At 53.1% G+C, this 22,394-nt stretch carries 19 protein-coding genes; 5 read left to right on the top strand and 14 right to left on the bottom strand.

The window, feature by feature from the left end:
• Positions 1–9: 9 nt before the first annotated feature.
• Both NTX59_10835 and NTX59_10830 read right to left on the bottom strand, forming a co-directional pair.
• Positions 10–1,449: a hypothetical protein gene (locus tag NTX59_10835; protein ID MCX5786170.1), complete on the bottom strand. Its 1,440-nt coding sequence runs from the start codon at positions 1,447–1,449 to the stop codon at positions 10–12.
• Positions 1,446–3,632 (bottom strand): glycoside hydrolase family 3 C-terminal domain-containing protein, encoded by a 2,187-nt coding sequence (locus NTX59_10830; GenBank protein MCX5786169.1) that lies wholly within the window; start codon positions 3,630–3,632, stop codon positions 1,446–1,448. Before NTX59_10830 ends, NTX59_10835 begins: the two co-directional genes overlap by 4 nt.
• A 319-nt stretch (positions 3,633–3,951) precedes the next feature.
• On the opposite strand from NTX59_10830, the gene NTX59_10825 reads away from it, so the two are divergent.
• A complete protein-coding gene (locus NTX59_10825) occupies positions 3,952–6,507 on the top strand; it encodes an ATP-binding protein (protein MCX5786168.1) in 2,556 nt (851 codons plus the stop codon).
• A gap of 173 nt (positions 6,508–6,680) precedes the next feature.
• Here the strand turns inward: NTX59_10825 and NTX59_10820 are convergent, their stop codons facing one another.
• From NTX59_10820 to NTX59_10770, 11 genes are all read right to left on the bottom strand, one after another.
• A complete protein-coding gene (locus NTX59_10820) occupies positions 6,681–7,337 on the bottom strand; it encodes a YceH family protein (GenBank protein ID MCX5786167.1) in 657 nt (218 codons plus the stop codon).
• Positions 7,338–7,479: 142 nt separating this feature from the next.
• Positions 7,480–8,196 (bottom strand): hypothetical protein, encoded by a 717-nt coding sequence (locus NTX59_10815; protein ID MCX5786166.1) that lies wholly within the window; start codon positions 8,194–8,196, stop codon positions 7,480–7,482.
• Between the two features lie 183 nt (positions 8,197–8,379).
• Positions 8,380–9,081, bottom strand: coding sequence for a P-loop NTPase (locus NTX59_10810; GenBank protein MCX5786165.1), 702 nt, complete (start codon positions 9,079–9,081; stop codon positions 8,380–8,382).
• A gap of 266 nt (positions 9,082–9,347) precedes the next feature.
• A complete protein-coding gene (gene hypA, locus NTX59_10805) occupies positions 9,348–9,752 on the bottom strand; it encodes a hydrogenase nickel incorporation protein HypA (GenBank protein MCX5786164.1) in 405 nt (134 codons plus the stop codon).
• A 124-nt stretch (positions 9,753–9,876) separates the two neighbouring features.
• Positions 9,877–10,167: a YbaB/EbfC family nucleoid-associated protein gene (locus NTX59_10800; GenBank protein ID MCX5786163.1), complete on the bottom strand. Its 291-nt coding sequence runs from the start codon at positions 10,165–10,167 to the stop codon at positions 9,877–9,879.
• 42 nt (positions 10,168–10,209) lie between these two features.
• Positions 10,210–11,772 carry an amino acid permease gene (locus NTX59_10795; GenBank protein ID MCX5786162.1) on the bottom strand — a complete coding sequence of 521 codons (1,563 nt, stop codon included), beginning with the start codon at positions 11,770–11,772 and terminating at the stop codon, positions 10,210–10,212.
• A gap of 118 nt (positions 11,773–11,890) precedes the next feature.
• Positions 11,891–12,397: a hydrogenase 3 maturation endopeptidase HyCI gene (locus tag NTX59_10790; protein MCX5786161.1), complete on the bottom strand. Its 507-nt coding sequence runs from the start codon at positions 12,395–12,397 to the stop codon at positions 11,891–11,893.
• A gap of 231 nt (positions 12,398–12,628) precedes the next feature.
• A complete protein-coding gene (locus tag NTX59_10785) occupies positions 12,629–13,960 on the bottom strand; it encodes a Ni/Fe hydrogenase subunit alpha (GenBank protein ID MCX5786160.1) in 1,332 nt (443 codons plus the stop codon).
• A 30-nt stretch (positions 13,961–13,990) separates the two neighbouring features.
• Complete coding sequence (locus tag NTX59_10780; protein MCX5786159.1) at positions 13,991–14,776, bottom strand: cytochrome B; 786 nt, start codon at positions 14,774–14,776, stop codon at positions 13,991–13,993.
• Positions 14,777–14,797: 21 nt separating this feature from the next.
• Positions 14,798–15,634: an FAD/NAD(P)-binding protein gene (locus tag NTX59_10775; protein ID MCX5786158.1), complete on the bottom strand. Its 837-nt coding sequence runs from the start codon at positions 15,632–15,634 to the stop codon at positions 14,798–14,800.
• 15 nt (positions 15,635–15,649) lie between these two features.
• Positions 15,650–16,684, bottom strand: a complete 1,035-nt coding sequence (locus tag NTX59_10770; GenBank protein MCX5786157.1) for a 4Fe-4S dicluster domain-containing protein — start codon at positions 16,682–16,684, stop codon at positions 15,650–15,652.
• A 459-nt stretch (positions 16,685–17,143) separates the two neighbouring features.
• Between NTX59_10770 and NTX59_10765 the strand changes: the two genes are divergently transcribed.
• From NTX59_10765 to NTX59_10755, 3 genes are all read left to right on the top strand, one after another.
• Positions 17,144–17,668: a histidine phosphatase family protein gene (locus NTX59_10765; protein MCX5786156.1), complete on the top strand. Its 525-nt coding sequence runs from the start codon at positions 17,144–17,146 to the stop codon at positions 17,666–17,668.
• Between the two features lie 135 nt (positions 17,669–17,803).
• Entirely contained in the window at positions 17,804–18,886 is a 1,083-nt protein-coding gene (locus NTX59_10760) for a SpoIID/LytB domain-containing protein (protein MCX5786155.1), read from the top strand.
• Entirely contained in the window at positions 18,879–19,658 is a 780-nt protein-coding gene (locus NTX59_10755; protein MCX5786154.1) for an undecaprenyl-diphosphate phosphatase, read from the top strand. Before NTX59_10760 ends, NTX59_10755 begins: the two co-directional genes overlap by 8 nt.
• An 87-nt stretch (positions 19,659–19,745) precedes the next feature.
• Here the strand turns inward: NTX59_10755 and NTX59_10750 are convergent, their stop codons facing one another.
• A complete protein-coding gene (locus NTX59_10750) occupies positions 19,746–21,020 on the bottom strand; it encodes a HAMP domain-containing sensor histidine kinase (GenBank protein ID MCX5786153.1) in 1,275 nt (424 codons plus the stop codon).
• A 185-nt stretch (positions 21,021–21,205) separates the two neighbouring features.
• On the opposite strand from NTX59_10750, the gene NTX59_10745 reads away from it, so the two are divergent.
• Positions 21,206–22,324, top strand: coding sequence for an AI-2E family transporter (locus NTX59_10745; GenBank protein ID MCX5786152.1), 1,119 nt, complete (start codon positions 21,206–21,208; stop codon positions 22,322–22,324).
• The last annotated feature ends 70 nt before the right edge of the window (positions 22,325–22,394 follow it).

Below are 22,394 nucleotides of genomic sequence, written 5' to 3'. Positions count from 1 at the left end.
TAGCATTTTTTATTTTACGCCGGCTTTGTCCAGCGCCGCTGAAATCTCTTTGTTTGCCATGAACCATTTCCAGACCGAGCCGCTGCGCAGGTTCTCGGCACTGAGCAGAGTGATGCCGGTGTCTATGCCTATCACATCCTTGTCTACCCAGCCGGTGGAAGGGTTGAAGGAGTCCACAAAGCCGTAAATGCCGTAAAGACGTCCGTTATAAAGGAGTTTCATCCGCTTAAGCGCGCTAAGCGCTATATCCGGCGTAAGCATCAGTGAGCCGCCGGCCGCGCACGGGACCACCGTTCCGTCTATATCGGGCGTGACCGGAGGACCGCCCCAGGCTTTGTAACCGGAAGCCCCGTCGGAAGCGGTTATCCCCCACATATCGGGGCCGTAACCGGGGAACTTGGCCGACAAGTCAACGCACATACGGCGGTTGGCTTCCGTGGCAAGGACCGAATTTTTAAACCAGTCCGTTCCCCCGTCCGCTTTCCCCCTGAAATCCACCCAGGCCTGGGTGTATTGGTGTATAAAAAGCGGCTCGGCGCCGCTTATATAGGAATAATCCCCGTAATTCACTACCGGGCGTTTCCAGGCGTTCCATGAAGAGGCCGGCAGCGGAAAGGCCGGCGAGCCGATACCCAGCAGATAAAGGAGCATCATTTCGCTATGGGTGTCCCACCTGGAGGAGAGAAATCCGTTCTCGGGAGTCCAGCCGTGGGAAAGGATATTTTTATCTCCGGCGAGCATCCACTGGAAATCCACGCGCCGGTATATTTTATCAGCCAGAAGGCCGATATCGGGATAGGCGGAAAAGCATTGTTTCGCGCTCAGCGCTCCCGCCAGAAACAGCGCGGTGTCTATGGAGGATATCTCGCTGTTCCAGGCCCTGCTGCCGCTGCGTGAATCCATCCAGTGATAGAACCAGCCGTGCTGCTGCACGGCCTTTTCAGCTAAAAACTCAAGCGTCTTCCGCGCGCGGGAGGCGGCGGCGTCGGAAGAGAGCCAGCCGCGGCCGGCACCAACGCATAAAGCCGAAAGGCCGAAACCGGTGGAAGCCAGGCTGGCGATGTTGCGGTGCCCCGGATCAAGCGGCGAACCGTCGGCACGGGCCCGGTCCGGCACGAGGCCGGTATTTGCGTCGGAGTTATCAAGAAAATAGCGGAAAGAGCGCCGGGACAGATCCTCTATGAAAACGCCGTTCTCAGCGGCGGCATCATCGGCGGGTTTTGGATCCGGCGTTATGAGCATTAATGCTTGCCCCGCTTTTTTGGATCTGCTTTGGAGCCAAAAGGGCGGGACTTGCGCAGGCTCCGTATCGGGACCTATGGCAATTAAGGCGTCCAGATCCGCAAGGGCATATCCCGGAGCGCCGCTCCGCGAATCCGGGTTAACCTCCGCGCGCGCGGCCGTTATCAGCAGCGTACCGGAAAAAAACAGCAGAAATATCTGTCTCATTTATCGTTTACCTCGAACGAAGATTCCAGCCCGCCGACCGAGGAGGTTGCCGCGTAAACGCTGAAAACACCCGGCTCTACGGCAAAGCCGCCGGCGTAATAATACCCGAGCTCTTTCGGCCCGAGTTCAAATTCAAGCATTTTTTTCTCTCCGGGGGCGAGCGTCACCCGTTTAAAACCTTTCAATTCGCGCACGGGCCTTGTTTCGGAACCGGCCGCGTCGCGGATATAAAGCTGGACCACTTCGTCGCCCGTCTTTGAAGAAATATTCTCCACGGAAACCCGCGCTTTAACGCTTCCATCCGGCTTTATCCTGGCTGGCGATACGGACAGGGCGGAAAGCGTAAAAGAGCTGTAGCTCAGCCCGTAGCCGAAAGGATACAGGGGCTCAACGGGCGAATCCAGATATTTGGAGGTATATTTGTCCGACGCTGCGGCGGGGCGGCCCGGACTGCGGTGGTTATAGTAAATAGGCACCTGGCCTATGGAACGCGGGAACGTCACCGGCAGTTTTCCGCCGGGATTTCCCTTTCCGAAAAGGACCCGCGCTACGGCCCGCGCGCCTTCCGTGCCCGGATACCAAGCTTCCAGTATTGCCGGAATATCGGCGTCAAGGCGGCCCAGTTCAAGCGGCCTGCCGTTGAACAGCACGACAACCACCGGTTTGCCGGTCTTTTTAAGACGGTCCAGCAGTTCCAGTTGGCGGCCCGGCAGAGCAATGGAGGAGCGCGAGGCGGCTTCGCCGCTCATATCCGCCGTTTCGCCGGCCGCGGCTATTATAACATCGGAGTCGGACGAGACTGCGACGGCCTTGTCCATTTCCTCGTCCGTCCAGCCGGTCACCGGGCAGCTTGTGGAATACGCCACTATCGTCCCTGAGGAAACATTTTCTTTTACCGCCTCCAGAAGCGTAACCGCATCCTCCGCCCTTCCGTCCCCGGACCAGGAACCCAGCATATCAAGCCTGCTTCCGGCCAGCGCCCCGATAACCACGACTTTACGTGTGGCGGGGTCCAGCGGCAGCAGTCCGCCGACATTCTTAAGCAGCACCAGCGATTCAAGCGCCGCCGCTTTTGCCAGTTCCAGGTTTTCCGGCGTCCTGAAGCTTCTTGTTTCCAGTTCCGGCGCGATATATGGGTTTTCAAATATCCCCGCGCGGAATTTTGCTTCCAGCACCCGCCGGACCGAAGCATTCAGTGTTTTGGCTGAAATTTTACCGGCTGACAGGGCGGCTGGGCCTTTACCGCGGTAAAGCGTGCTGACCATTTCCATGTCCACGCCTGACGACAGCGCTTTTACGGCCGCGTCTTCCTCGTCGGAAGCCAGACCGTGCGCTATCAGTTCCTGCACGGAGTTGTAATCGCTGACCACGAATCCCCTGAATTTCCATTCCCCCCGCAGCACCCCACCTATTGTACTCCGGTTGGCGCTGGCCGGAACGCCGTTCAGGTCGTTGAACGCGCTCATGAACGTGGCCGCCCCCGCGTCCACGGCGGCCTTAAAAGGCGGGTAATAGATGTTGCGCAGACTTGATTCGGAAATATCGGTGTAGTTATAATCCCGCCCGGCCTCGGCGGCCCCGTAGCCGACCCAGTGCTTGGCGCAGGCCATTATTTTGCCGGGGGCGCCGAAATCCGCGCCCTGAAAGCCGCGCACCCGGGCCGCCGCGAGCGCGGAACCGAGATACGGGTCTTCACCTGAGCCTTCCGCTATACGGCCCCAGCGCGGGTCCCTTGCTATATCCGCCATCGGCGCGAAAGTCCATTTAAGCCCCGAAGCGTAAGCCTCGGCGGCGGCGACGGCGGCCGACTTTTCCGCCATTTGCGGGTCCCATTGCGCGGCTTCGCCCAGAGGTATGGGAAAAATGGTCCTGAAACCGTGTATAACGTCGAAACCGAACAGTATCGGAATGCCCAGACGGGAGTTTTCCACGGCCTCTTTCTGCAGTTCGTTGACGTTCTTCGCGAAACGCACGTTCAGAGTGGAGCCGAGCTGCCCTTTGCGCGCGAGCTCAAGGTGTTCTTTGCGGTAGGGTCCGTCGTAATTTCCGTCCAGCTGCTGTAGCTGGCCGAATTTTTCCTCCACGGTCATACGGCCAAGCAGGTCGCGGGCCCGTTTTTCAGGCGAAAACCGGGGGTCTTTATAAAGCGGGGCGCGGGCCGGCGCTGACATCCCCGTTTTCACGATATTTTGAACGCTTCCGGCCCAGCCGCAGACCCCAAACAAGGAACAGCACAGTAAGGTGTTGAATATATTCTTCATGCTGGTAAATTGTACATAATATTGCGCCCGGGCCTTCGCGCGTCGTAAGCGCGTTTAACTGTGCCCGTTTTTTTTGATATCATAACATCAGAGACAGGCGCTCGGACGCCTTCAGCCTTGGAGCAGCGAGGGATTCAGTTAACGACCGTTTTATTCTTTCAGGCGCGTTTAAAACCGCATGCGGAAATAAGCCGTCAGGAACGCCGTACCGGATATAGACGCATGTTTTACAGAAAAAATCATGACTGAACAAAAACCGGAAGAACCGGGGAAAAAGCCGGATGGGCCGATGGACAGAAGCGGGAATCCTTCCATTAAAAACACAACCGTACGGTCCTCTTCCGGGAGTCATTTTTTAGTCACAAACACAAACATTTTGCTGCTTATGCTGGCGGCGGCGCTGGGTCTTTGGTTTTTTATCTCCGGACGGAGCAAAATGGCGGCGACTGAAGAAATAAGCAGAAGTCTTATAACCATAAACACTGACAAAGCCGCGCAGATAGCCCACTGGCGCGAAGATCATATCCGGGAAGCCGCACGGCTCAGAGTCAATCCTCTCTTAAGCGGGGCAGTTTCAGAAGAAATAGCAAAACCCGGCTCAAAACGCGCTCAGCTGAACGCCTGGCTTGAAGGACAGTTGATAGCCCACCGTTACGCCTCGCTGGCCTTCCTGTCCCCGCAGGGGGACGTCATTATGGCAACTCCCGGTTACGCCGCCGGAACTGAAAAACACTTTACAAGGGGCATCGCGAATGTTTCAGTAACAGCGAGAGTGCTGCTTACCGACCTTTCCCTGGCCGCGAACGGCCGGCCGGGCATGGCAATGGTTATCCCCGTTTCCGCCTGGGGAAGGACCGGCGGAAAACCCTTGTGCGTGCTGCTTATAAATATAGACCCGGAAACTGAGTTTTATCCCATGCTGAAAGCGTCGCCCTTGTTTTTCACGACCGCTGAAACGATGCTGGTCCGAAAGGAAGGAAAAGATGTTCTTTTCTTAAACGAGCTCGACTACCGCAAAAGCGCGGCCCTTAAATTAAAGCTTCCGCTTTCAGATAAGAACCTGCCGGCCGCAAAAGCCATTCAAGAAAACTACTCGGGCTTTTTTGAGGGCACAGATTACAGGGGCGTGAAAGTTTTCAGCGCCATAACCCATATTGAAAACTCAAACTGGGCGGTTATAACCAAGATCGACCAGGATACAATACTTGCCCCTGTAAAAGACAAGGAATATATGCAGCTGGCGCTGATACTGCTGGCGGCGGGCCTGCTTTACGGATTGTTTTACTATATTCTCCGCCTCCGGGAGCAGGCCGCGCAAAAAATACTAATTGAGAACGAGGAATTCCTCTCACAGATCATCGAAAACATCCCGGATATGATTTTTGTCAAAGATGCCGAGACGTTGAGGTTTGCCCGATTCAATAAGGCCGGAGAAGAACTCCTGGGATATACACGGGAAGCCCTTATCGGCAAGAACGATTACGATTTCTTCCCCAAGGAGCAGGCGGACTTCTTCATCCAAAAAGATAGAGAAGTACTAAAGAGCGGACAATTGCACGAAATACCCGAAGAGCCGATAGATACAAAGCGCGGCCTGCTGACACTTCATACGAAAAAAATACCGATACTCGGTAAAAACCGGGAGCCGAGGTTCCTTCTTGGAATATCGCGGGACATCACCGAGCGGAAACGCATAGAAACGGAACTTAAAGAAACAACAGCCAAGCTGATTACCCTGATGGAAAACATGCAGGCCGGCCTGTTGGCGGAAACCCCCGAACACCGGATCATGTTCGCAAACCGCAAATTCTGCGAGATGTTTTCTATTTCCGTCCCGCCGACGACACTGATAGGCTCCGACCGCTATGCGTCTGCGGAGCAGAGCAAGGCGCTTATGCAGGACCCTGAAGCTTTTATGGCCGGATTGCGGGAAAAGACAGAAAGCCGCAAGCTTACGCTCGGCGCCGAACTTTTTTTAAAGGATAACCGGGTCTTGTCGCAGGATTACGTGCCTATCTACACTGAGGACGGGCGTTTTGTGGGGCATATGTGGAAGTATATCGATATAACCCCGCAGAAAAAACTGGAGCAAATGCGGACCGAGGTTACACATCACATAAATCACGAGCTGCGCCAGCCCATTACCAACCAGATGCTGGCCCTGAGCTACCTGCAGGATGAAATAGGCAAAACACTTAACGCCGAACAGTCCAGAATACTGAACAACTCTTTGGATTGTGCGCGTAACCTGAACCGCATGGTGGAGGACCTTCTGGAAGTTACCCGCTCCGAAACGGGCAAACTTTCCATACAACCGGAAAAGACGGACTTAGCCGCGCTGTCCGCCGACATGGTTACCGCTCTGACGCCTTCCGCGAAGAACAAAGGCCTGCGCTTTGAGCTTGAGACGCCGGCCGGCCTTCCGCCTGTAAACACGGACCCCGTAAGGGTACGGCAGGTTATAGGCAACCTTATAGATAACGCTTTCAAGTTCACGCCTCCGGGCGGCCGGGTGAAACTGGCCATGCGGAACGCGCCGGACACTCCGGATATGGTGGAGGTTTCTGTTTCTGATACGGGCCAGGGGGTAGAAAAAGCGGACTTTGAGAAGATTTTTGACCGGCTTTACCAGACCGCGAATATTGCAAGAAAAGGCACGAGAGGATTGGGCCTGGGCCTGCATATCTGTAAGACGCTTGTAGAAGGGCAGGGCGGGCGCATCTGGGTGGAAAGCGAAAAAGGGAAGGGAAGCATTTTCCGCTTCACCCTCCCCCGTCATAAGCAAACAGATATCTGATAAGCAGCCGCTGGTAAGCCGCACCGCAACTTCCGGTATCCACTCGATTCTAACGGTCTTGTAGAATATTATCGCCGAATAAAAAAAAGGCTCCTGCCTTTTTTCTGTGTTGTTTGATCAGGTTTAGCCCGAAAAATTTAGTTGAATTTTCCCCCTCACGGTGTATGGAAACACTATCCGACTGCAGGATTCGGGTTAGCGAGGCGCTCTTCGTGGGTTTTCACCAGGGCTTCCAATACTTCCACCCGTTTTTCCAATTGGGACAGGCGGTCCGCCGGAGCGGAAGCCCCGGCGGGCGGTTCGGCCTGCACGGCGGTGGCGGCGGGAACTCCGCCTGAGAAAAGGTGCCGGTAGCGTGTTTCTTTTTGTCCCGGCTGGCGGGGAAGGCGGGCCACTAAGGGGTCCTCGGTCCTCGCGCACAGCTCCCGCAAAAGCCCTTCAACTTCCGCGGTGCTTTCGAACTCACAAAGCCGGTCCGTGCGCCCTTTTATTTCGCCGGGCGTCTGCGGGCCGCGCAACAGCAGCACAGTTATAGCGCCGATCAGTTTTGAGTCTGTCGCGTTCAGCAGCTTATAAATGTCATGCCGGAATTTTGGAACGCGGTCGCCCGGGGCCTGCAGGCGCTCCACCAGGCCTTTTTCTATAAGCGTCTTTACGGCTTTGCCCAGCGTGTCCGTATCCAGAGCCATAACTGGCTCCCGGCTGGTCTTCTGATTGCAGGCATTGAGCAAAGCATTGAAAGTGAGCGGGTACTGTTCCCGGGTGGTAAGCGATTTCTCTACCAGCGAACCCAGCACACGAGCTTCTACGGCGTCTAAATCTATCAGCATATTTATATTTTACCTAAAACACCCCTCTTTGTAAAAAAATTCCCGCTTTTTTCCCCGCGTTCAATAATCCCAAACAGATAAAAGCCGGGCCCTCATAAGAGAGCCCGGCTTTTTTTACTTCTGCCGCTGTAACGCGTTGATGTTAATGGCACATGTCCTGGTATGTGTATACCTTTTGAGTATCGGAAGCCTGTCCCTGATAGTCGGCAAGATTTTTATCACCCTGCACGAATTTAGCCGTGATATCCTTTGTGGTCGTCTCATAGTAGAAACGCACGTACTGGTAACCGGGCCTGGTGACCCATTGCTGATGACAAATGGGGCCGGGATAGGGACCGGGATACGGGCCGGGATAGGGACCGTTTTTCAGGCCCAGTTCATCGGCAGCCGTTGTCAGGTCGCGCAAAGCCTGGGAATCGGAGTCAGCGCTTTTAATCGTTTCCACCCCGCGGCAAACCATTTCCTGCGTCTGATACGTGCAGGATTCCGTTCCGGACTGCTCCGGAGTTTGAGTTACTTTTGTCACGATGTCACCCGCTAAATCAAAATTCTGATTAAGCTGGGCCGCCGTGAGCACGAAATGGTCGTTGGTTTGAATATTTTTGTCGAAGTTTAATTCAATAACTGTCGGTTTTGAGGCATTGGCCACTTCCATCTTTATCTGCTTCTGCTGGTTAACCAGTCCCAACGTAACTTTTGTCTGGAACTGGCCCGGGTTCACAACTACGTTCCCGTCCGATTTTGCGAATGTCATTATTTCATGGACGTTCAGCATACCGTGGAATTTAATCTCATCGCAGCCGATCAAAAGTACCATCAGCGCTAAAACGCCCGCTTCCGCGAATACTCTTCGTTTCATTACATTCTCCTTTATTTAGTATATCGGTGCCGCACGATATAACCCCTCACACTATCAGTAAACAAAAAAACCGTTCCCCACCATAAGAGCCAAAAGGCCCAACCCGAAAAAAGCATAAGGCCCAGATAAAATTAGGTCCATTGGTCCTGGTCTGTCCTAAAAAAACGGGTATCCGCAATTTGGCTAAAGGATAGCGCGGGAGATCTTTTCGAGGTCGGAGGCGAAAGCTGTTTTCAGTAGTTTTTCCGGAGAGCCGAGAGCCGCTTCCAATTTCGGATCCAGCCGTATGCTCCCGGCGGGACCAGCGGGTTTTCCGGAACCCTGGCGCATATTTTCGATCACGCCGAGCGTCGGAACTTTAAGCCGTTCATATAATTCCAGCGAACGCGCAAGCACCGAGTGCGCCATTACCGACGGGGTGGTGACAGCCAGCACCTCGGTTCTGGGGATAAGCCGTATGATATCCAGCGCCGCGTCGTTTATGCCCGGCGGCATATCTATTATCAGGAAATCCAGTTCCCCCCACTGGGTGATGGCAAGCAACTCTATGATGGCGTCCGAAATATTGGCTCCGCGCAGCGGCACGGCTTTCCTTTTAGAGAAGAACGAAACCGACATGAACCTGACTCCCGCTATAAGCGGCGGCTCAAGCCCTTTTTCCTCTTTTGGAAAAATGCCGTCCGTGCCCAGAACGACATGTGCCGAAGCCCCGGCGAAGTCAAGGTCCAACAGACCGGTCCTATGCCCTTTTTTGCCGAGTATCAGAGCCAGAACGGCCGCGGTTACGCTTTTGCCTATACCGCCTTTCCACCCTGTAACGGCTATAACACGCTTGACTTTTTTCAGGCGCTCGTCTATAACGGAAGGCCGAGGGTCAAGGATCATTTTTCGCCCCTAGGGCTTGCAATGGAATAATAGGAGCATTTGGAGGCCCAGATTTGGACCGGATACAAGGCGCGACGAGGGAGCATAGCGGTGTCTATGTGACTGAGGAGCAACGCGGTAGCCGGTTCAAAGATGGGCCTCCCCCAGGGGGCTGGCCGCTTATGGGCTATGCCTTTGCGGCGTTCCGTTAACGTACATATAGTACGCGTCACTTCACGCCGCTTCGGCTCGCTCCAAAATCGACTCAGCCAAATGTTCATATTATTTCACTGCAAGCCCTTAAGGTACTTAATATAAACGCCCCGCCCCGCGGTAATTTCAAAATCGGGGCTGGCACATTTAGGACATTTAAGGAAGGTGTGGGCCATTTCCGGGATAAAATGTATGTATTCCGCTTCCACATCGGTTTTTTTCAGGGATTTAAGCGAGAACTCTTTGCCGCAAACTTTGCATTTAAAGGCCGCCGGCTCGTTTATAACCTTGAATTTACAGGCTGAAATTTTGTCATTATTCTTAACAAGTTCTTTTAAAGCGAAGGAAAATATTTCCTGGTCAATGGCCTGCAGTTCCCCGAAAACGACGCCGACCTCGGAAAGTTTTTTCAACTTTTCATTTTTGGAGTGTTCAGCGGCGGTTTTAACGACCGATTCAGCTAAAGCCCATTCGTGCATAGTAGATAGATAATAGCGATCAGCGAATAGCGAATAGTAAACAGCGATTAAAGGACAAAGACATAAATTTTCCGCTTCCTTACCTTCAGCCCTCAGCCTCCAGCCTGACGCCCTTTACGCCTTTTCAGCCAAGGCCAGGCAGGCCGAGGCCGGTTAGTGCGCTCATTTTCTGCGCTGCGGTTTTCTGCGACTGGCGCACCGCCCTGTTGACCGTTTCCACCAGCGAGGCCTCCAGTTTTGCTTTGTCGGTTCCGGCGAGTTCCGGCTTTATGGACACCGCTTTTATTTCCTGTGAGGCGGTAATAGTGACTTTCACCAGATTATCCTCGCTCTCAAGCGTCATGCCGTCAAGTTCCTTCTTGATCTCGTCCATCTTTTTCTTCATTTCCATCAGATCTTTTATTTTATCGAACATAAGTTTCTCCATTACGAAGCGTAGCTGTTTACCGGTTACTGGCTACTGGTTACCGGTTACTGTCCCTTTGATTGCCAGATCTCCCCGGCGCAGGCGGGAATTTTTATAGCCGTACATGAAATAGATAATAAGCCCGATAATAAGCCACACAAAGAACCTCAGCCAGGTGATCTTATCAAGCCCCAGCATCAGGAACAGGCAGAATCCTATTCCGAGAATAGGCGTGACAAGGCCTCCGGGGGCTCTGAAAGGCCGGACGCGGTGCGGGTCTTTTATCCTCAAAATAATGACCCCCGCGCAGACAAGCACGAAAGCGAAAAGGGTGCCTATATTGCAGAGATTGGCCATCTCGTCTATATTGCAGAATGCCGAAAGAACCCCCACAATAACACCGGTCCAGATGGTGGTAATATAAGGCGTCTTGAATTTTTTATGGATAGTGGCGAAATAGGGCGGCAGCAGCCCATCGCGGCTCATGGAAAAAAATATCCGCGGCTGCCCCATCTGGAAAACAAGAAGAACGGCCGTATGCGCCACCACGGAGCCCAGGGATACTATTACAATTATCCATCTGGCGGCGTGGTTGTAATCAAGCCCCGCTATCAGCGGCTCGGCTATCTTGTTTTTTAATTCCATGAACGGCATCATGCCGGTAAGCGCCACGGTTACCAGTATGTATACGAGGGTACAGATGATAAGCGAACCGATGATGCCTATAGGCATATCCCGCTTTGGATCGCGGGTCTCTTCGGCCACGGTGGAAACCGCGTCAAAACCGATATAGGCGAAGAAAATGGTGGCGGCTCCCACCTGAATGCCTTTCCAGCCGCCCGGCGCGAATGGCGTCCAGTTATGTATATTGAAATAATAAAAGCCCACTCCCACAAAAAGGGCCAGCACGGCAAGTTTGATAATCACCAGGAAGTCATTGAACCTGGTGCTTTTCTTTATGCCTATCACAAGCAGCGCCGTAAGGGCAAACACTATAAGCGCCGCCGGCAGGTTAAAAATTATGGGTATGCCGAACACATGGGGTATCAAAGAGGGATCGAACATTTTAAGGGTCTCGGCCAGGGCGGGGTTCCCGCTTTTCACCGCCGCGGACAGCGCGGCCGATTTTGCGAAAAAAGTCCTGTAATCTATCCTCAGCCAAAGCGGCATATTGATGCCGAACGCGCTGTTTAAAAAATCATTGAAATAGCCGGCCCAGCTTATGGCGACCGCTACATTGCCTATGGCGTACTCTATAATAAGGTCCCAGCCTATTATCCAGGCCACAAGCTCGCCCATAGTGGCGTAGGCGTAAGTGTAGGCGCTGCCCGATATCGGCACCATGGCTGACAGTTCCGCGTAGCAAAGCGCGGTAAAACCGCAGGCGATAGCCGTGAGGATGAAAGAAATTATGAGCGCGGGACCCGCCGGATAGCCGCTGGATGCGCCGACCGCCGCTTCGCCCACCATGGCGAAAATGCCGGCGCCTATAATGGCGCCTATGCCTATCATCGTCACATCGAAAGCGCCCAGGACTCTGACAAGTTTATGGCCGTGCTCGTGCGATTCGGCCATTATCTCGTCTACGGATTTGACTTTAAAAAGATTGGACATTAGTTTATCCTTAAGTTACGGCGATAATTACTGCCATACGCCATACGCTTTATGCCATATGCAATTAAAGTAATTCCTTATAACTTACGGCTTATGGCATAAGCCTTACGGCAGTCAATTAAGTTATAGCTTTACCTATAGTATTAAAATAATTGGCAAGCTTTAAAGCGGAATCTCTAACCTCGGGGCAAAGTCCCTCGGCATAATCAAGCGATTTTGGCTGCACGCCTATAACGGCAAGTTCAGCTCCCGTGTCCTGCTTTATAATTGAAAAGATGACTCCCAGCGGAAAGCTGTGTGTGGAAATAACGGTATGCTGGCTTATTTTTTCAAGCGGGATAACGGCAAGTTCGCCCGCGGAACCGCCGAAGCGGGCGGCATCTATGATTATTATTTTGTCCGGCTTGAAATTTATCGCGTCGTGAGCGATGTTTTCGGGAGTGGTGCCGGCATCTATAAGGCGAAAAGCGGGTTTTGTGAACTTTACGAGACCGGCTATAAAAGGGCCGACACCGTCGTCGGCCCTTAAAGCGCTTCCAAGCGTTACCACCAGCGTTCGCACCTTGGGGGCGAGCGCCGCGGACACCTCAGGGTTCGTGGCAGAATAATATGGACAATTTGCCATGGCGAAATTGGAGCGAGACGAGGAACGAGAAGCGCACATACCGGGAGTTTGTAAGTGACGAGTGACGAAGCCGCAGCCCAATAGCGCCATGGCCCCCGGGGGGGAGGCCCCTCTTTGGCCAAATTCGTCGTTGCTCCTCACTCACATAGACCCACTATGCTCACTCGTCGCGCCTAGAATTTGCCGCAAAGCCGGGCCTCCAAATTATTCATATTATTCTGTCACGAGCCCTTACTCCACGAATTTGACATCAAGGTAATGCGCCGAGCAGGAGATGCACGGGTCGTAGGCGCGCACCAGCATTTCCAGCCGCAGGCGTATGGTGTCCTTCGGCAGGGTGATTATCTCGGGCAGGAGTTTCTGAAAGTCGTATTCTATGTTGTTGATGTTCTGGTTCGTCGGGATGATGCAGTCGGCGCGCTTTATCATACCGGCCGCGTCTGTCTCGTAATGGTGGTGAAGAATGCCCCGAGGCACTTCAACCGAGCCCACGCCGCTGCCGGCGCGCACGGGGATCGCGCCTTTTTCGTTCAGGCCGACCGTTATCTCTTCCTCGTAATCCAGGCCGTTCTTCTTCAGGTCCTTTATCAGCTCTACCGCGTGATGCCAGCAGTGCACTATCTCCACTACCTGCGCCACCGTGTTAAGGTAAGGGTTATGGCAGACCGGCTTGAAGTCGAGGGATTCGGCGACTTTTTTGGCCTCAGGGTGGAGCTTATCGTAATTAAGGTTGAACCGCGCGAGAGCCCCCACGAAGAACGAGTCGCGCGACAGCTTCGTGAACTTCGCGGAGGAGCGCGGGTCTATGAATTCGTTGGTCGCCTTCTTATAGTCCGCCTTTTTAAACCGCTTGCCGTCGGTGGAGCCGATATCGCCCGCAAGCAGCGGGTATTCCCCGTCGTCGGAAACCAGGGCCACGTATTCCGTTTCCCTGCGGAAATCAGGGAATTTAAGGCTGGCGGCGAGCTTAAGCGTGTCGGCCAGGTCCGTTTTCATTCCCTCCAGTATGTTCAGCATGGCGGACAGGTCTTTCGGGCGGGGCAGTTTGGTAAAGCCGCCGACTATCGCGGAGATGGGGTGCACGTGGCGGCCGACCAGGATGTCGCAGACGTCGTTCGCGGCCTTTTTCATCCTGAGCGCGCGCCTTATCATGGCGTTATGGGTCTCGACCAGCGGCACGAACGAGGGCGCGCCCAGTATGTCCGGGGCGGCCAGCAGATAGAAGTGCAGGATATGGCTGTCGAGGAACTCGTAGTCCAGCAGCAGCTTGCGGAGTTTTACGGTCTGCACGGTCGGAACCACTCCCAGCGCGTCTTCCGCCGCCTGTATTGAGGCGAGCGAATGGCCGCAGGAGCAGATACCGCAGATACGGGAGGTTATATGCTGCGCCTCAAATATGGAACGGCCGCGCAGCATGCCCTCAAAAAGACGCGGAGATTCCACAACGTGAAATTCGCATTTCTCGATTTTTCCGTTTTTCACATTAACCACAATATTGCCGTGGCCCTCCACCCGTGTGAGGTATTCGACTTTTATATCCAGATCTTTATTTTCCGTTGCCATTTTGGTCTCCTGTTAAAGCAGAAATCGGTTTTACTTTCGGCCTTTCGCTGACAAGGCGGCATCGGCTTCGCCGCACTTGTTGTACATGTCAAATTTATTCTTTATCAATTCCGGCTTCAGGTTATATTTTGAGATAACCTCTTCGGCCGCGCCGGAAGCCGGATGCTTTACAAGCCCCCGGCAGCCGTAGCAGATATTACCGTTATTCACGCACCAGGAATTGCAGCCCGCTTTGGTCCATGGGCCAAGGCACGCCACGCCGCGTTCGTACATGCACACATTCTCGTTGAGCTTGCATTCCGAGCAGACAGGGTTGTCCGGCACGGTGTAGGGGAGTCCCCGAAGGGCGCACTTTATAACCTCTATGAGTTCCGGAGGGTAGATCGGGCAGCCATTCACGGTGTAATCGACTTTTACCACCTGGCCGACGGCCCTTGTGGGGGTGCTGTCAAAAAGCTTGTAATCCTTCCCGTAAACGGACTGGCGTATTTCATCCAGCGCAAAAGAATTTTTCATGCCGTTTACGCCGCCTATGGAAGCGCATGCGCCGTAAGCGATCAGCACTTTGGAGCGCGCGCGTATTTTTTTTATCCGCTCCTCCGCGTGATGGTCGGTAATGGAGCCTTCAATTATCGCCACATCGTAATCCTTATCCCACTTCTCGCTCATCACCTCGCGAAATTCCACCACGTCGATGGCGCCAAGAATGTCAAGCAGGGCCTCGCCCAGGTTCGCCACCTGCAGCTGGCAGCCTTCACAGCAGGCAAAATCAAAGAAAGCCACTTTCGGTTTTGTGCTCACGTTAGCCTTTGTCATTGTAGTCCTCTCTTACAGTTTCTAAAGTTTCCTGGCGGCTTTCACCTCTTCGTAGGTGAAAGTGGGGCCGTCTTTGCAGCAGTAGTAGTTTTTAGGGTGGTCTATCTGACAGTGACCGCACTTGCCCATGCCGCATTTCATGTGGCGCTCAAGGGAAAGAATTATCTGTCGCTCGGGTATGTTCTTTTTTAAAAGCTCGGCAATAACGAATTTATACATAATAGGCGGGCCCACGACCACGGAAAAAGTTCTTTCCGGGTTCATGGTAACGCCCGGAATGAGGCTTGTAATAAGTCCCACATTGCCTTTCCACTCGGGAGCGCTGCGGTCGACGGTGCAGGAGAAATTTACATCCAGCCGTTTCTGCCACTTTTTAATTTCGTCCCCGAAAAGCATATCTTCGGGCGTCTTGCAGCCAAGCAGTATGTCCACCTTGCCGAATTCGCGGCGATTGTCCATGACATAATTGATCAGCGAGCGCAGCGGCGCTATGCCAAGCCCGCCGGCCACGAACAGCAGATCGTTGCCGGTCATCAGCTTTACGGGAAACGGCTTGCCGAACGGCCCGCGTATGCCGAGCCAGTCGCCCTTGCCGAGCGCGTGCATTGCCCTGGTGAGACGCCCGGCCGCGCGCACTGTCAGTTCAAAAGAGCCGCGTTTTGTGGGGGACGAGCATATTGAAATCGGGGCCTCGCCTATGCCGAAAAGCTCCACCTGAACGAATTGGCCCGGTTCATGGTCCAGTCCGCCGTCTTCAAGTTTGATGTCGAACCATTTTTCGGCGGACGTCATCTGTTTGGCGTCTATTATTCTTCCTTTCCTTAACTTCCAGTTGGAATTCTTTATTTCCTCTTTCATAAATCTCCCTTAGTCTTAGCGCTGTTCGGCGGCCAGGGCCTTTAAAGTGTCCTTAAGGTTTATTTTGGCCATGCAGGTCCGTGTGCAGCGGCCGCAGCCGGTGCAGAAAAACCGGTAAAACTTGTCCAGCGGGAATTTAAATTTCCTGGAGAACCTGTGGCGCTGGCGCTCAGACCTGTCCGGACGAAAATCCTCCCCCCCCGCCACGGCGGCGAAAGTTGAGAACTGGCAGGAATCCCAGGTGCGGCTGCGGGCCCCGGTTTTAAGATCAAGGTTTACGGTGTCGGCCATGTCAAAGCAATAGCAGGTGGGGCAGACATTGGTACAGTTGCCGCAGGAAAGACAGCGTTTGCCCAGCTCTTCCCAAACCTTGCTGTTCATGGCTTTTTCAAAAATTTCCGGCAGTTTTTTGGGCTCCACTCCGATTTCATTTTTAAAAATCGCTTTTTTGTCCTCGCGCACGCGGGTAAGCTCCGCCATGTCGGCGGGAAAGGCCTTCGGCAGGCCCATATCCTCCAATAGATCCTCTCCTTTCTGGGTGTTTACGTGGATTATAAAGCATTCGCCCAGGTCGGTAAAAAACAGGTCGTAGCCGCCGTTCGGGAGCTGATTTCCCACGAGCGCGCAGCTGGCGTGCTCATCGCAATAGGTATTGCATTCAAGCCCGATAATAAAGAGCTTTTCTTTTCTAAGCAGGTAGTTATAATCCCGGGGACGCTCGGAAAAAACCATGTTCAGGCACTGTATGCCGGCCAAGTCGCAGGTATGCACTCCGAACAGCGCAATTTCCTCCGCCTCAAGCATGGCCGTATCTACGGGGCGCTCTCCCGTAACGTCGAATTCCAGCATTTTTTCCCGCTGGGGCATTAAATATTTTTTCGGGGGCAGTATGGTGGGAATGTATTTAAGCGCCACCTGGGCGCCGGAAGAGACTTCCTCAAAGGCGAAATTGCCGTGTCCCTTGGAAACGGGAGCGTACACCTTCATCTTTTTTGAAAGTTTCTTGATAAATCCGTCAAGCCCGTCTTTGTTAAGTATATGATAGTTCACGCGCTTGGACCTCCGTGACAAAATTAACGTTGCTTTAATACTCCGTACTCGTATTATATTATAGTCAAAAAGCCGGTCCTTTTCCTCATAAACAGGAACGTTGCCCCGATAATTGCACAGCAGGGGTATAATTGAATCTTATAGCCTTCATAAAAAAAGTCCGGCAAGCCCCGGCCGACGCAAAGACGGAAATATGTTTTTCGGAAATAAGAAAAATTAATAACCGCCGCACGGGGAACGCGGGGAAAAAACATTTTTCCCGGGATTTACCACGGACAGCTTTGCCGGATCCGCCGGAAATATGTGGCGGAAAGTCCGCCCAACTTGTAAAATATATGGGTTGCCGGCAAAGGCCGGCAGCCCGTGATTACAGTGATGGCAGAACGATGACAGAGATACCGCTCCGATCAGAAATCGCTGTAATCTCAGCTTTATCGCTGTAATCTTTCCCTTAATTTTATGAAACAAATAGTTCTACTGCGCCATGGACAGGCCTTAAGCTTTTCCGAGTCCGGCACAGGAGAAGATTCAAAAAGACCGCTGTCTGAAACCGGAAAAGACCAGGCCGCCGCCGCCGCTAAAAAACTGCTGGAACTGGAATTTCTGCCTGAAATAGTAATAGCAAGCCCCTATCTTCGCGCGGCCGAAACTGCCGCAATTGCCTCCTCTTTTTTCCCGGAAACGCGGCACCTTAACTGCGAGGCGCTTGCCTGCGGCGACAGTTCGGCCGTCATTGAACTGCTTGCCCTGGAGCTTAAAACCGCCGCTTCGGCGCTGATAGTGGGACACCAGCCGCTCCTTGGAACACTTGGCGGATTTTTACTGAGGCGCGAAAGTTTCAACCTTGCACCCGGTGGTTTTATATATCTGAAAACTGCCTGGCTGCCGCCGGCCCCGCCCGTGACACTGGCCTGCTCCGCCTTAGGCGGACTGTCCGCGGCTGAAAGCGAACTTGTGGAATTTTTTCCCCCGGTAAGACCGTGACTATGCCGGGAATAATGAGGCATTATACTGACATATATAGCACTGGCCTTCGTACTTCTTGTTCAACCTGCCTGCGCCTTTTCAAAACCTATAAAAATAGATCTTTACCGCATTTATAGGCCGACGCTTGTCAGTGTGGAACCGGAAGACTCGCGCGTTTTAATCGGCGTTTACCCGCTTAAAACAGGCGTAACCATAACCGCCTCTGCCGGATCGGTAAATACGCGTGTCACCGGTTTTAAGGCCGGGGAAAAACGCGTTGAGTCTTCCTTTCAGCTGCCGGAAAATGGTCCCGAAAAAACCGTCACAATAATGTCTTACGGCAAAGGCGCCTGGCTATCGGGCCCGGGGCTGCCGCGGCGGCTGTATCGGGGCAAGCTTATTTTCACCGCGCGCGGCGGACGGCTAAAAATAGTCAATGAACTTGAACTGGAGGAATACCTTGCAAGCGTGGTGTCCGGTGAGGCCGGAGATCTGTCCCAGCTTGAAGCCTATAAAGCTCAGGCCGTAGCGGCAAGAACCTATACTCTGAAAAACATAAACAGTCACGCTAAAGACGGCTTTAATTCATGTGATTCCACGCATTGCCAGTTTTACGCCGGATTCGGCGCTTTGAACGAAAAAGCCAAAATAGCCGTGGACCTTACAAGAGGAGAGGTTTTGCTTTACAAGGGGTCCCTCGCTTCCACTTTTTACCATTCCATCTGCGGGGGAAGTACGGAAACCAGCGCCTTTGTCTGGTCATACGCCGATATGCCCTACCTGGTGTCCGTAAAGGACGGCCCTCAAGGCCGCCCCTATTGCTCCATAGCGCCCTCTTTCAGATGGAAGACAAAAATATATCTAAAGGCGCTTACCCGCATTGCCCGCGCGGCATCCTGGATAAAGCCGGACGAAGAAGCGCGGAGCATGAGGATCAGCAAAAGGGGCATGTCCGGCCGCGCCTACGAGCTGGAATTTTACACCGCGTGCAGAATCGTGAAAATTCCGGCCACGGAGTTTTATCACGGTTTCGGCAGGCGCGCCGGCTGGGAGGCCGTACGAAGTTCGCTTTTTGAGGTATATTGCGCAAAAGATTATATAATTCTTGAGGGCAAAGGCAGCGGCCATGGAGTGGGCATGTGCCAATGGGGCGCCGAAGGGATGGCGCGCAAAGGCTTTAAATACCGGGAGATACTGAAACATTATTATCCCGGAACGGAGACAGGATATGACTGAAATACAAGCGGCTGTTCTGGGACTGCTGCAGGGTACGGGAGAATTTCTGCCGATATCCAGTTCAGCGCACCTGGCCCTGGCGCCGCGCGTCTTCAACTGGCAGGACCCGGGACTGGGCTACGACGTGATGCTGCACCTGGGGACGCTAGCGGCGGTGCTGGCATATTTCGCCGCGGACTGGCTGAAAATATTCCGGGACGCGCTTACGCGCCCCGGGGAAAAGGAAGGACGCCTGCTTTGGCTGCTGGCGGCCGGGACCATACCGGGCGCAATAATGGGGCTCCTCTTCAACCACGCAGCGGAAACGGCGTTCAGAGACCCGCGCTGGATAGCCTTTAATCTGGTGTTTTTTTCGTTCCTCATCTATCTGGCCGACAGGAAACCGGCGCAGACGCTCGGCGAGGGATCGTTCTCCCTTAAAGATGCGCTGATAATCGGCTCCGCGCAGGCGCTCGCCATACTGCCGGGGGCCTCCCGCTCCGGCATGACGATCATGGCCGCGCTTTTCCTGGGTTACAGCCGCGGCTCGGCGGCGAAACTTTCATTCCTGCTCAGCACTCCTATAATCTTCGGCGCCGCCCTTATGGAATCCAGAAAGATAGGATTTTCCGGTGTGGACGCGGCTTTCCTTACCGGCCTGGTTGTTTCCTTCCTGTCAGGCCTGGCCGTGATCGGACTTTTCCTTTCCTGGATTAAAAAGCGCACCCTGGCGCCCTTCCTGGTTTACAGGGTGATCCTGGGCGCCGCGATATTCTGGCTGTTCTGGAGATAAAGGGACAGCTGGAAGTTCAGAAAATTCAAGGAGTTTCGGAAGTTACGGAATTTCCGGCCTCCAGGACTCGGCAGCTTTCAAAACCCGTCAATTCTCCGCCGGTCCGCCGAGCGGGAAAAAAATAGTTATCCTGGCGCCGCCGGCGGGAGAATTATCCAGCTTCATCGTACCGCCGTGTTTTTTAATTATCTGCGCGCAGACAAAAAGCCCGAGGCCGGTGCCGCCTTCGGCCTTTCTGGTCGTATTAAAAGCCTTTATTCCTTCCTTCAGCATCTTTTCAGGAAAACCGGGGCCGTTATCGGCCACTGTAACCGCAACCGCGTCATTTTCAAGCGCGGCGCTTACCCTTACAAAACCCCCTTCAGGGGCGAAGGAAATGGAGTTTGAGAGGATGTTGATAAAGACCCTTTCCATATGCACCTTGCTAATGCGGAGCCGGGGCATGCTTTCAGGCAAGTCGGTTTCAAGGCGCACTTTCCGGCTTTTGGCGCTGTAGTCAAGCATCAGAACGGAATTGGAGAGCGGCTCCCGCAGGTCAACAGCTTCAAAAATATATTTCTGCTCCCGCACTATGCTTAAAGCGTTTGTTATAACATCCTTGGCGAATTTCGCCGCCTTCACGATCTGTTCCAAATCGGATTTATCAGGTTTTTCATCCTCTACAGCTATCTGGGCGCTTAAAAGAATAACGGAGACGGAATTACCCAGATCGTGCATGATGCCGCTGACCAGGCTTCCCACTTCCCCGGCCGAAGCGTTGCTGACTATTTCCATGTCTTTTGTGGAAAGCTCTTTTAAAAGTTTTTCCACTTCATGCCTTTTGGCGAGCAGACCGGCCTCCGCCTTTTTTCTGGAATTAGCCGTGCGGTGAACCACCACTGAAGAAAGGACAAACACTGAAATTTTAACCGCCAGCGCCAATATTCCGGCTAGATCTTCCACCGCAAGCGGCCAGCTTAGAAGTATTACCGCGAGGGAGCACAAAAACGTCACGCCGCCGGAGTCCTTGGGACTGGCCATCAGGGCCGATGCGAAAATAGGCAGCAGGTAAAGCACCCAGAAATAAGAATCACCCCGGCCGGAATAGTAAAGCACCCCGGTTATAATCCAGAAGTTGGACAACAGGATCAAATCCAGCAGCCAGAGGTTTACTTTGGAGCGCGCGCGCAAAAGCCGATTGAAAATAAAATTAGAGGCAAGAAGCAGAAGAAATAAATAGAGAATTTCAGGGTATTCTATCTGCGGGTTGCTGCGGAAAAGATACGCGATGGCGATCATAAAGACCGAAAACACCATCTCGTACGAATTCCTGGAAAAACCGCTTATATCGCCGCGGTCAAGCGCTCTGATGTGTTTTTTCATATCCCCAATAACGAATATACCATTTTCCGCACGCGAATTACACGAATGCCATACATGAATAATTCCGCCGGCTGGGCACGCATTAAACAAGTTTAAATATTCATTAATTAGCTATTCACTGTTCACTATTCGCTGTTCACTATTCACTGTTCGCTATTCACTGTTCGCTATAGTATAATTGAACCATGGACATTGAACCAAAACTGCGCAAGCTCCTAAAGTTCGACCACCCTCAGATTTTCAGCTTTTTTTTCTTCGGCATACTATTGTTTCTTCTTTACCAGCTGCTGCGCGTGCTTTCCCCGTTTGCAGGCGCCATTATACTGGCGGCCATGACAACTCTTATCTTCTACCCGCTCCATCTTTGGATAAACAAACGCTTAATCAAGAATAGAACGGCTGCGGCCGCCGTTTCAACGCTTACCGCCGTTATAACGGTCATACTGCCGCTGCTGTTCTTCGGCTGGCTGGTGATGAGAGAAGCCAGACACCTTTACCCGCAGACGACGCAATGGCTTTCAAACCTTTCCCAGAACGGAATTGAGCTTTCGCTCCCGCCGCAACTGCGTTCGTTCGGGGATATAGACCTGCAGGACATAGTGGACAGCAACATACAGAACCTGCGCGAGAACATTATGAATTCCAGCGGCAAACTGTTAAAAAATATTTTTTTCTTCGCGGTCAACTTCATCGTGCTCATCGCCATGCTTTTTGTTTTTTTCAAGGACGGAGAACACTTCCTGCACTGGCTTATCGACATCATACCGATGGACCGGGATTCCAAGCACCGCGTGGCAAACCAGCTTTATATAACCACCATAGCCGTGGTGCGCGGAATACTGCTGACTGCCGCCATTCAGGGCTTGACTGCGACCGTGGGCTACCACCTTGCCGGCGTGGCTTCGCCGACGGTGCTGGGGATGCTCACCGGTTTTGCCGCGTTAATTCCCTTTGTGGGCACCAGCCTGGTCTGGCTGCCGCTTGGGCTGTTTTTTGTTTTTTATAAAAGCTTCAACACCGGGATTTTCATACTCGCCTGGGGAGGGCTGGTGGTTGGACTGCTGGACAATTTTCTGCGCCCGATACTGATAGGCAAAGAGGCGAAGCTTCCTATTTTCCTGCTGTTTTTGGGCATTTTCGGCGGCATAAAAGTGTACGGTCCGCTGGGTATTTTCCTCGGGCCGCTCTTAATTTCCTGCGTTATCGTTTTTCTGCAAATCTACAAGGAAACCAAAAAAGCCGCTTCAGGCAGCCGGGATGCCGGCCAGGAAGCGCCCGTCACACCTGGGCAGTTACCCAAATAAAATCAAAAGCCGGAAATCGGAAGTCAGACAGGAATCCGGCTTCTTGACCGGAAAAAATTTGGTTGTTTTT

This window comes from Elusimicrobiota bacterium (genome assembly GCA_026388155.1).
Classification (GTDB): domain Bacteria; phylum Elusimicrobiota; class Elusimicrobia; order Elusimicrobiales; family UBA9959; genus UBA9634.
Note: the sequence above shows the minus strand (reverse complement) of the source record. Positions and strands in the feature narration are given on the sequence as shown.

Bases quoted from the DNA above. Each gene is read 5' to 3' on its own strand.
- NTX59_10835 (MCX5786170.1), bottom strand. From the start codon at position 1,449: ATGAGACAGATATTTCTGCTGTTTTTTTCCGGTACGCTGCTGATAACG.
- NTX59_10825 (MCX5786168.1), top strand. From the start codon at position 3,952: ATGACTGAACAAAAACCGGAAGAACCGGGGAAAAAGCCGGATGGGCCG.
- NTX59_10820 (MCX5786167.1), bottom strand. From the start codon at position 7,337: ATGCTGATAGATTTAGACGCCGTAGAAGCTCGTGTGCTGGGTTCGCTG.
- NTX59_10815 (MCX5786166.1), bottom strand. From the start codon at position 8,196: ATGAAACGAAGAGTATTCGCGGAAGCGGGCGTTTTAGCGCTGATGGTA.
- NTX59_10810 (MCX5786165.1), bottom strand. From the start codon at position 9,081: ATGATCCTTGACCCTCGGCCTTCCGTTATAGACGAGCGCCTGAAAAAA.
- hypA (MCX5786164.1), bottom strand. From the start codon at position 9,752: ATGCACGAATGGGCTTTAGCTGAATCGGTCGTTAAAACCGCCGCTGAA.
- NTX59_10800 (MCX5786163.1), bottom strand. From the start codon at position 10,167: ATGTTCGATAAAATAAAAGATCTGATGGAAATGAAGAAAAAGATGGAC.
- NTX59_10795 (MCX5786162.1), bottom strand. From the start codon at position 11,772: ATGTCCAATCTTTTTAAAGTCAAATCCGTAGACGAGATAATGGCCGAA.
- NTX59_10790 (MCX5786161.1), bottom strand. From the start codon at position 12,397: ATGGCAAATTGTCCATATTATTCTGCCACGAACCCTGAGGTGTCCGCG.
- NTX59_10785 (MCX5786160.1), bottom strand. From the start codon at position 13,960: ATGGCAACGGAAAATAAAGATCTGGATATAAAAGTCGAATACCTCACA.
- NTX59_10780 (MCX5786159.1), bottom strand. From the start codon at position 14,776: ATGACAAAGGCTAACGTGAGCACAAAACCGAAAGTGGCTTTCTTTGAT.
- NTX59_10775 (MCX5786158.1), bottom strand. From the start codon at position 15,634: ATGAAAGAGGAAATAAAGAATTCCAACTGGAAGTTAAGGAAAGGAAGA.
- NTX59_10765 (MCX5786156.1), top strand. From the start codon at position 17,144: ATGAAACAAATAGTTCTACTGCGCCATGGACAGGCCTTAAGCTTTTCC.
- NTX59_10755 (MCX5786154.1), top strand. From the start codon at position 18,879: ATGACTGAAATACAAGCGGCTGTTCTGGGACTGCTGCAGGGTACGGGA.
- NTX59_10750 (MCX5786153.1), bottom strand. From the start codon at position 21,020: ATGAAAAAACACATCAGAGCGCTTGACCGCGGCGATATAAGCGGTTTT.
- NTX59_10745 (MCX5786152.1), top strand. From the start codon at position 21,206: ATGGACATTGAACCAAAACTGCGCAAGCTCCTAAAGTTCGACCACCCT.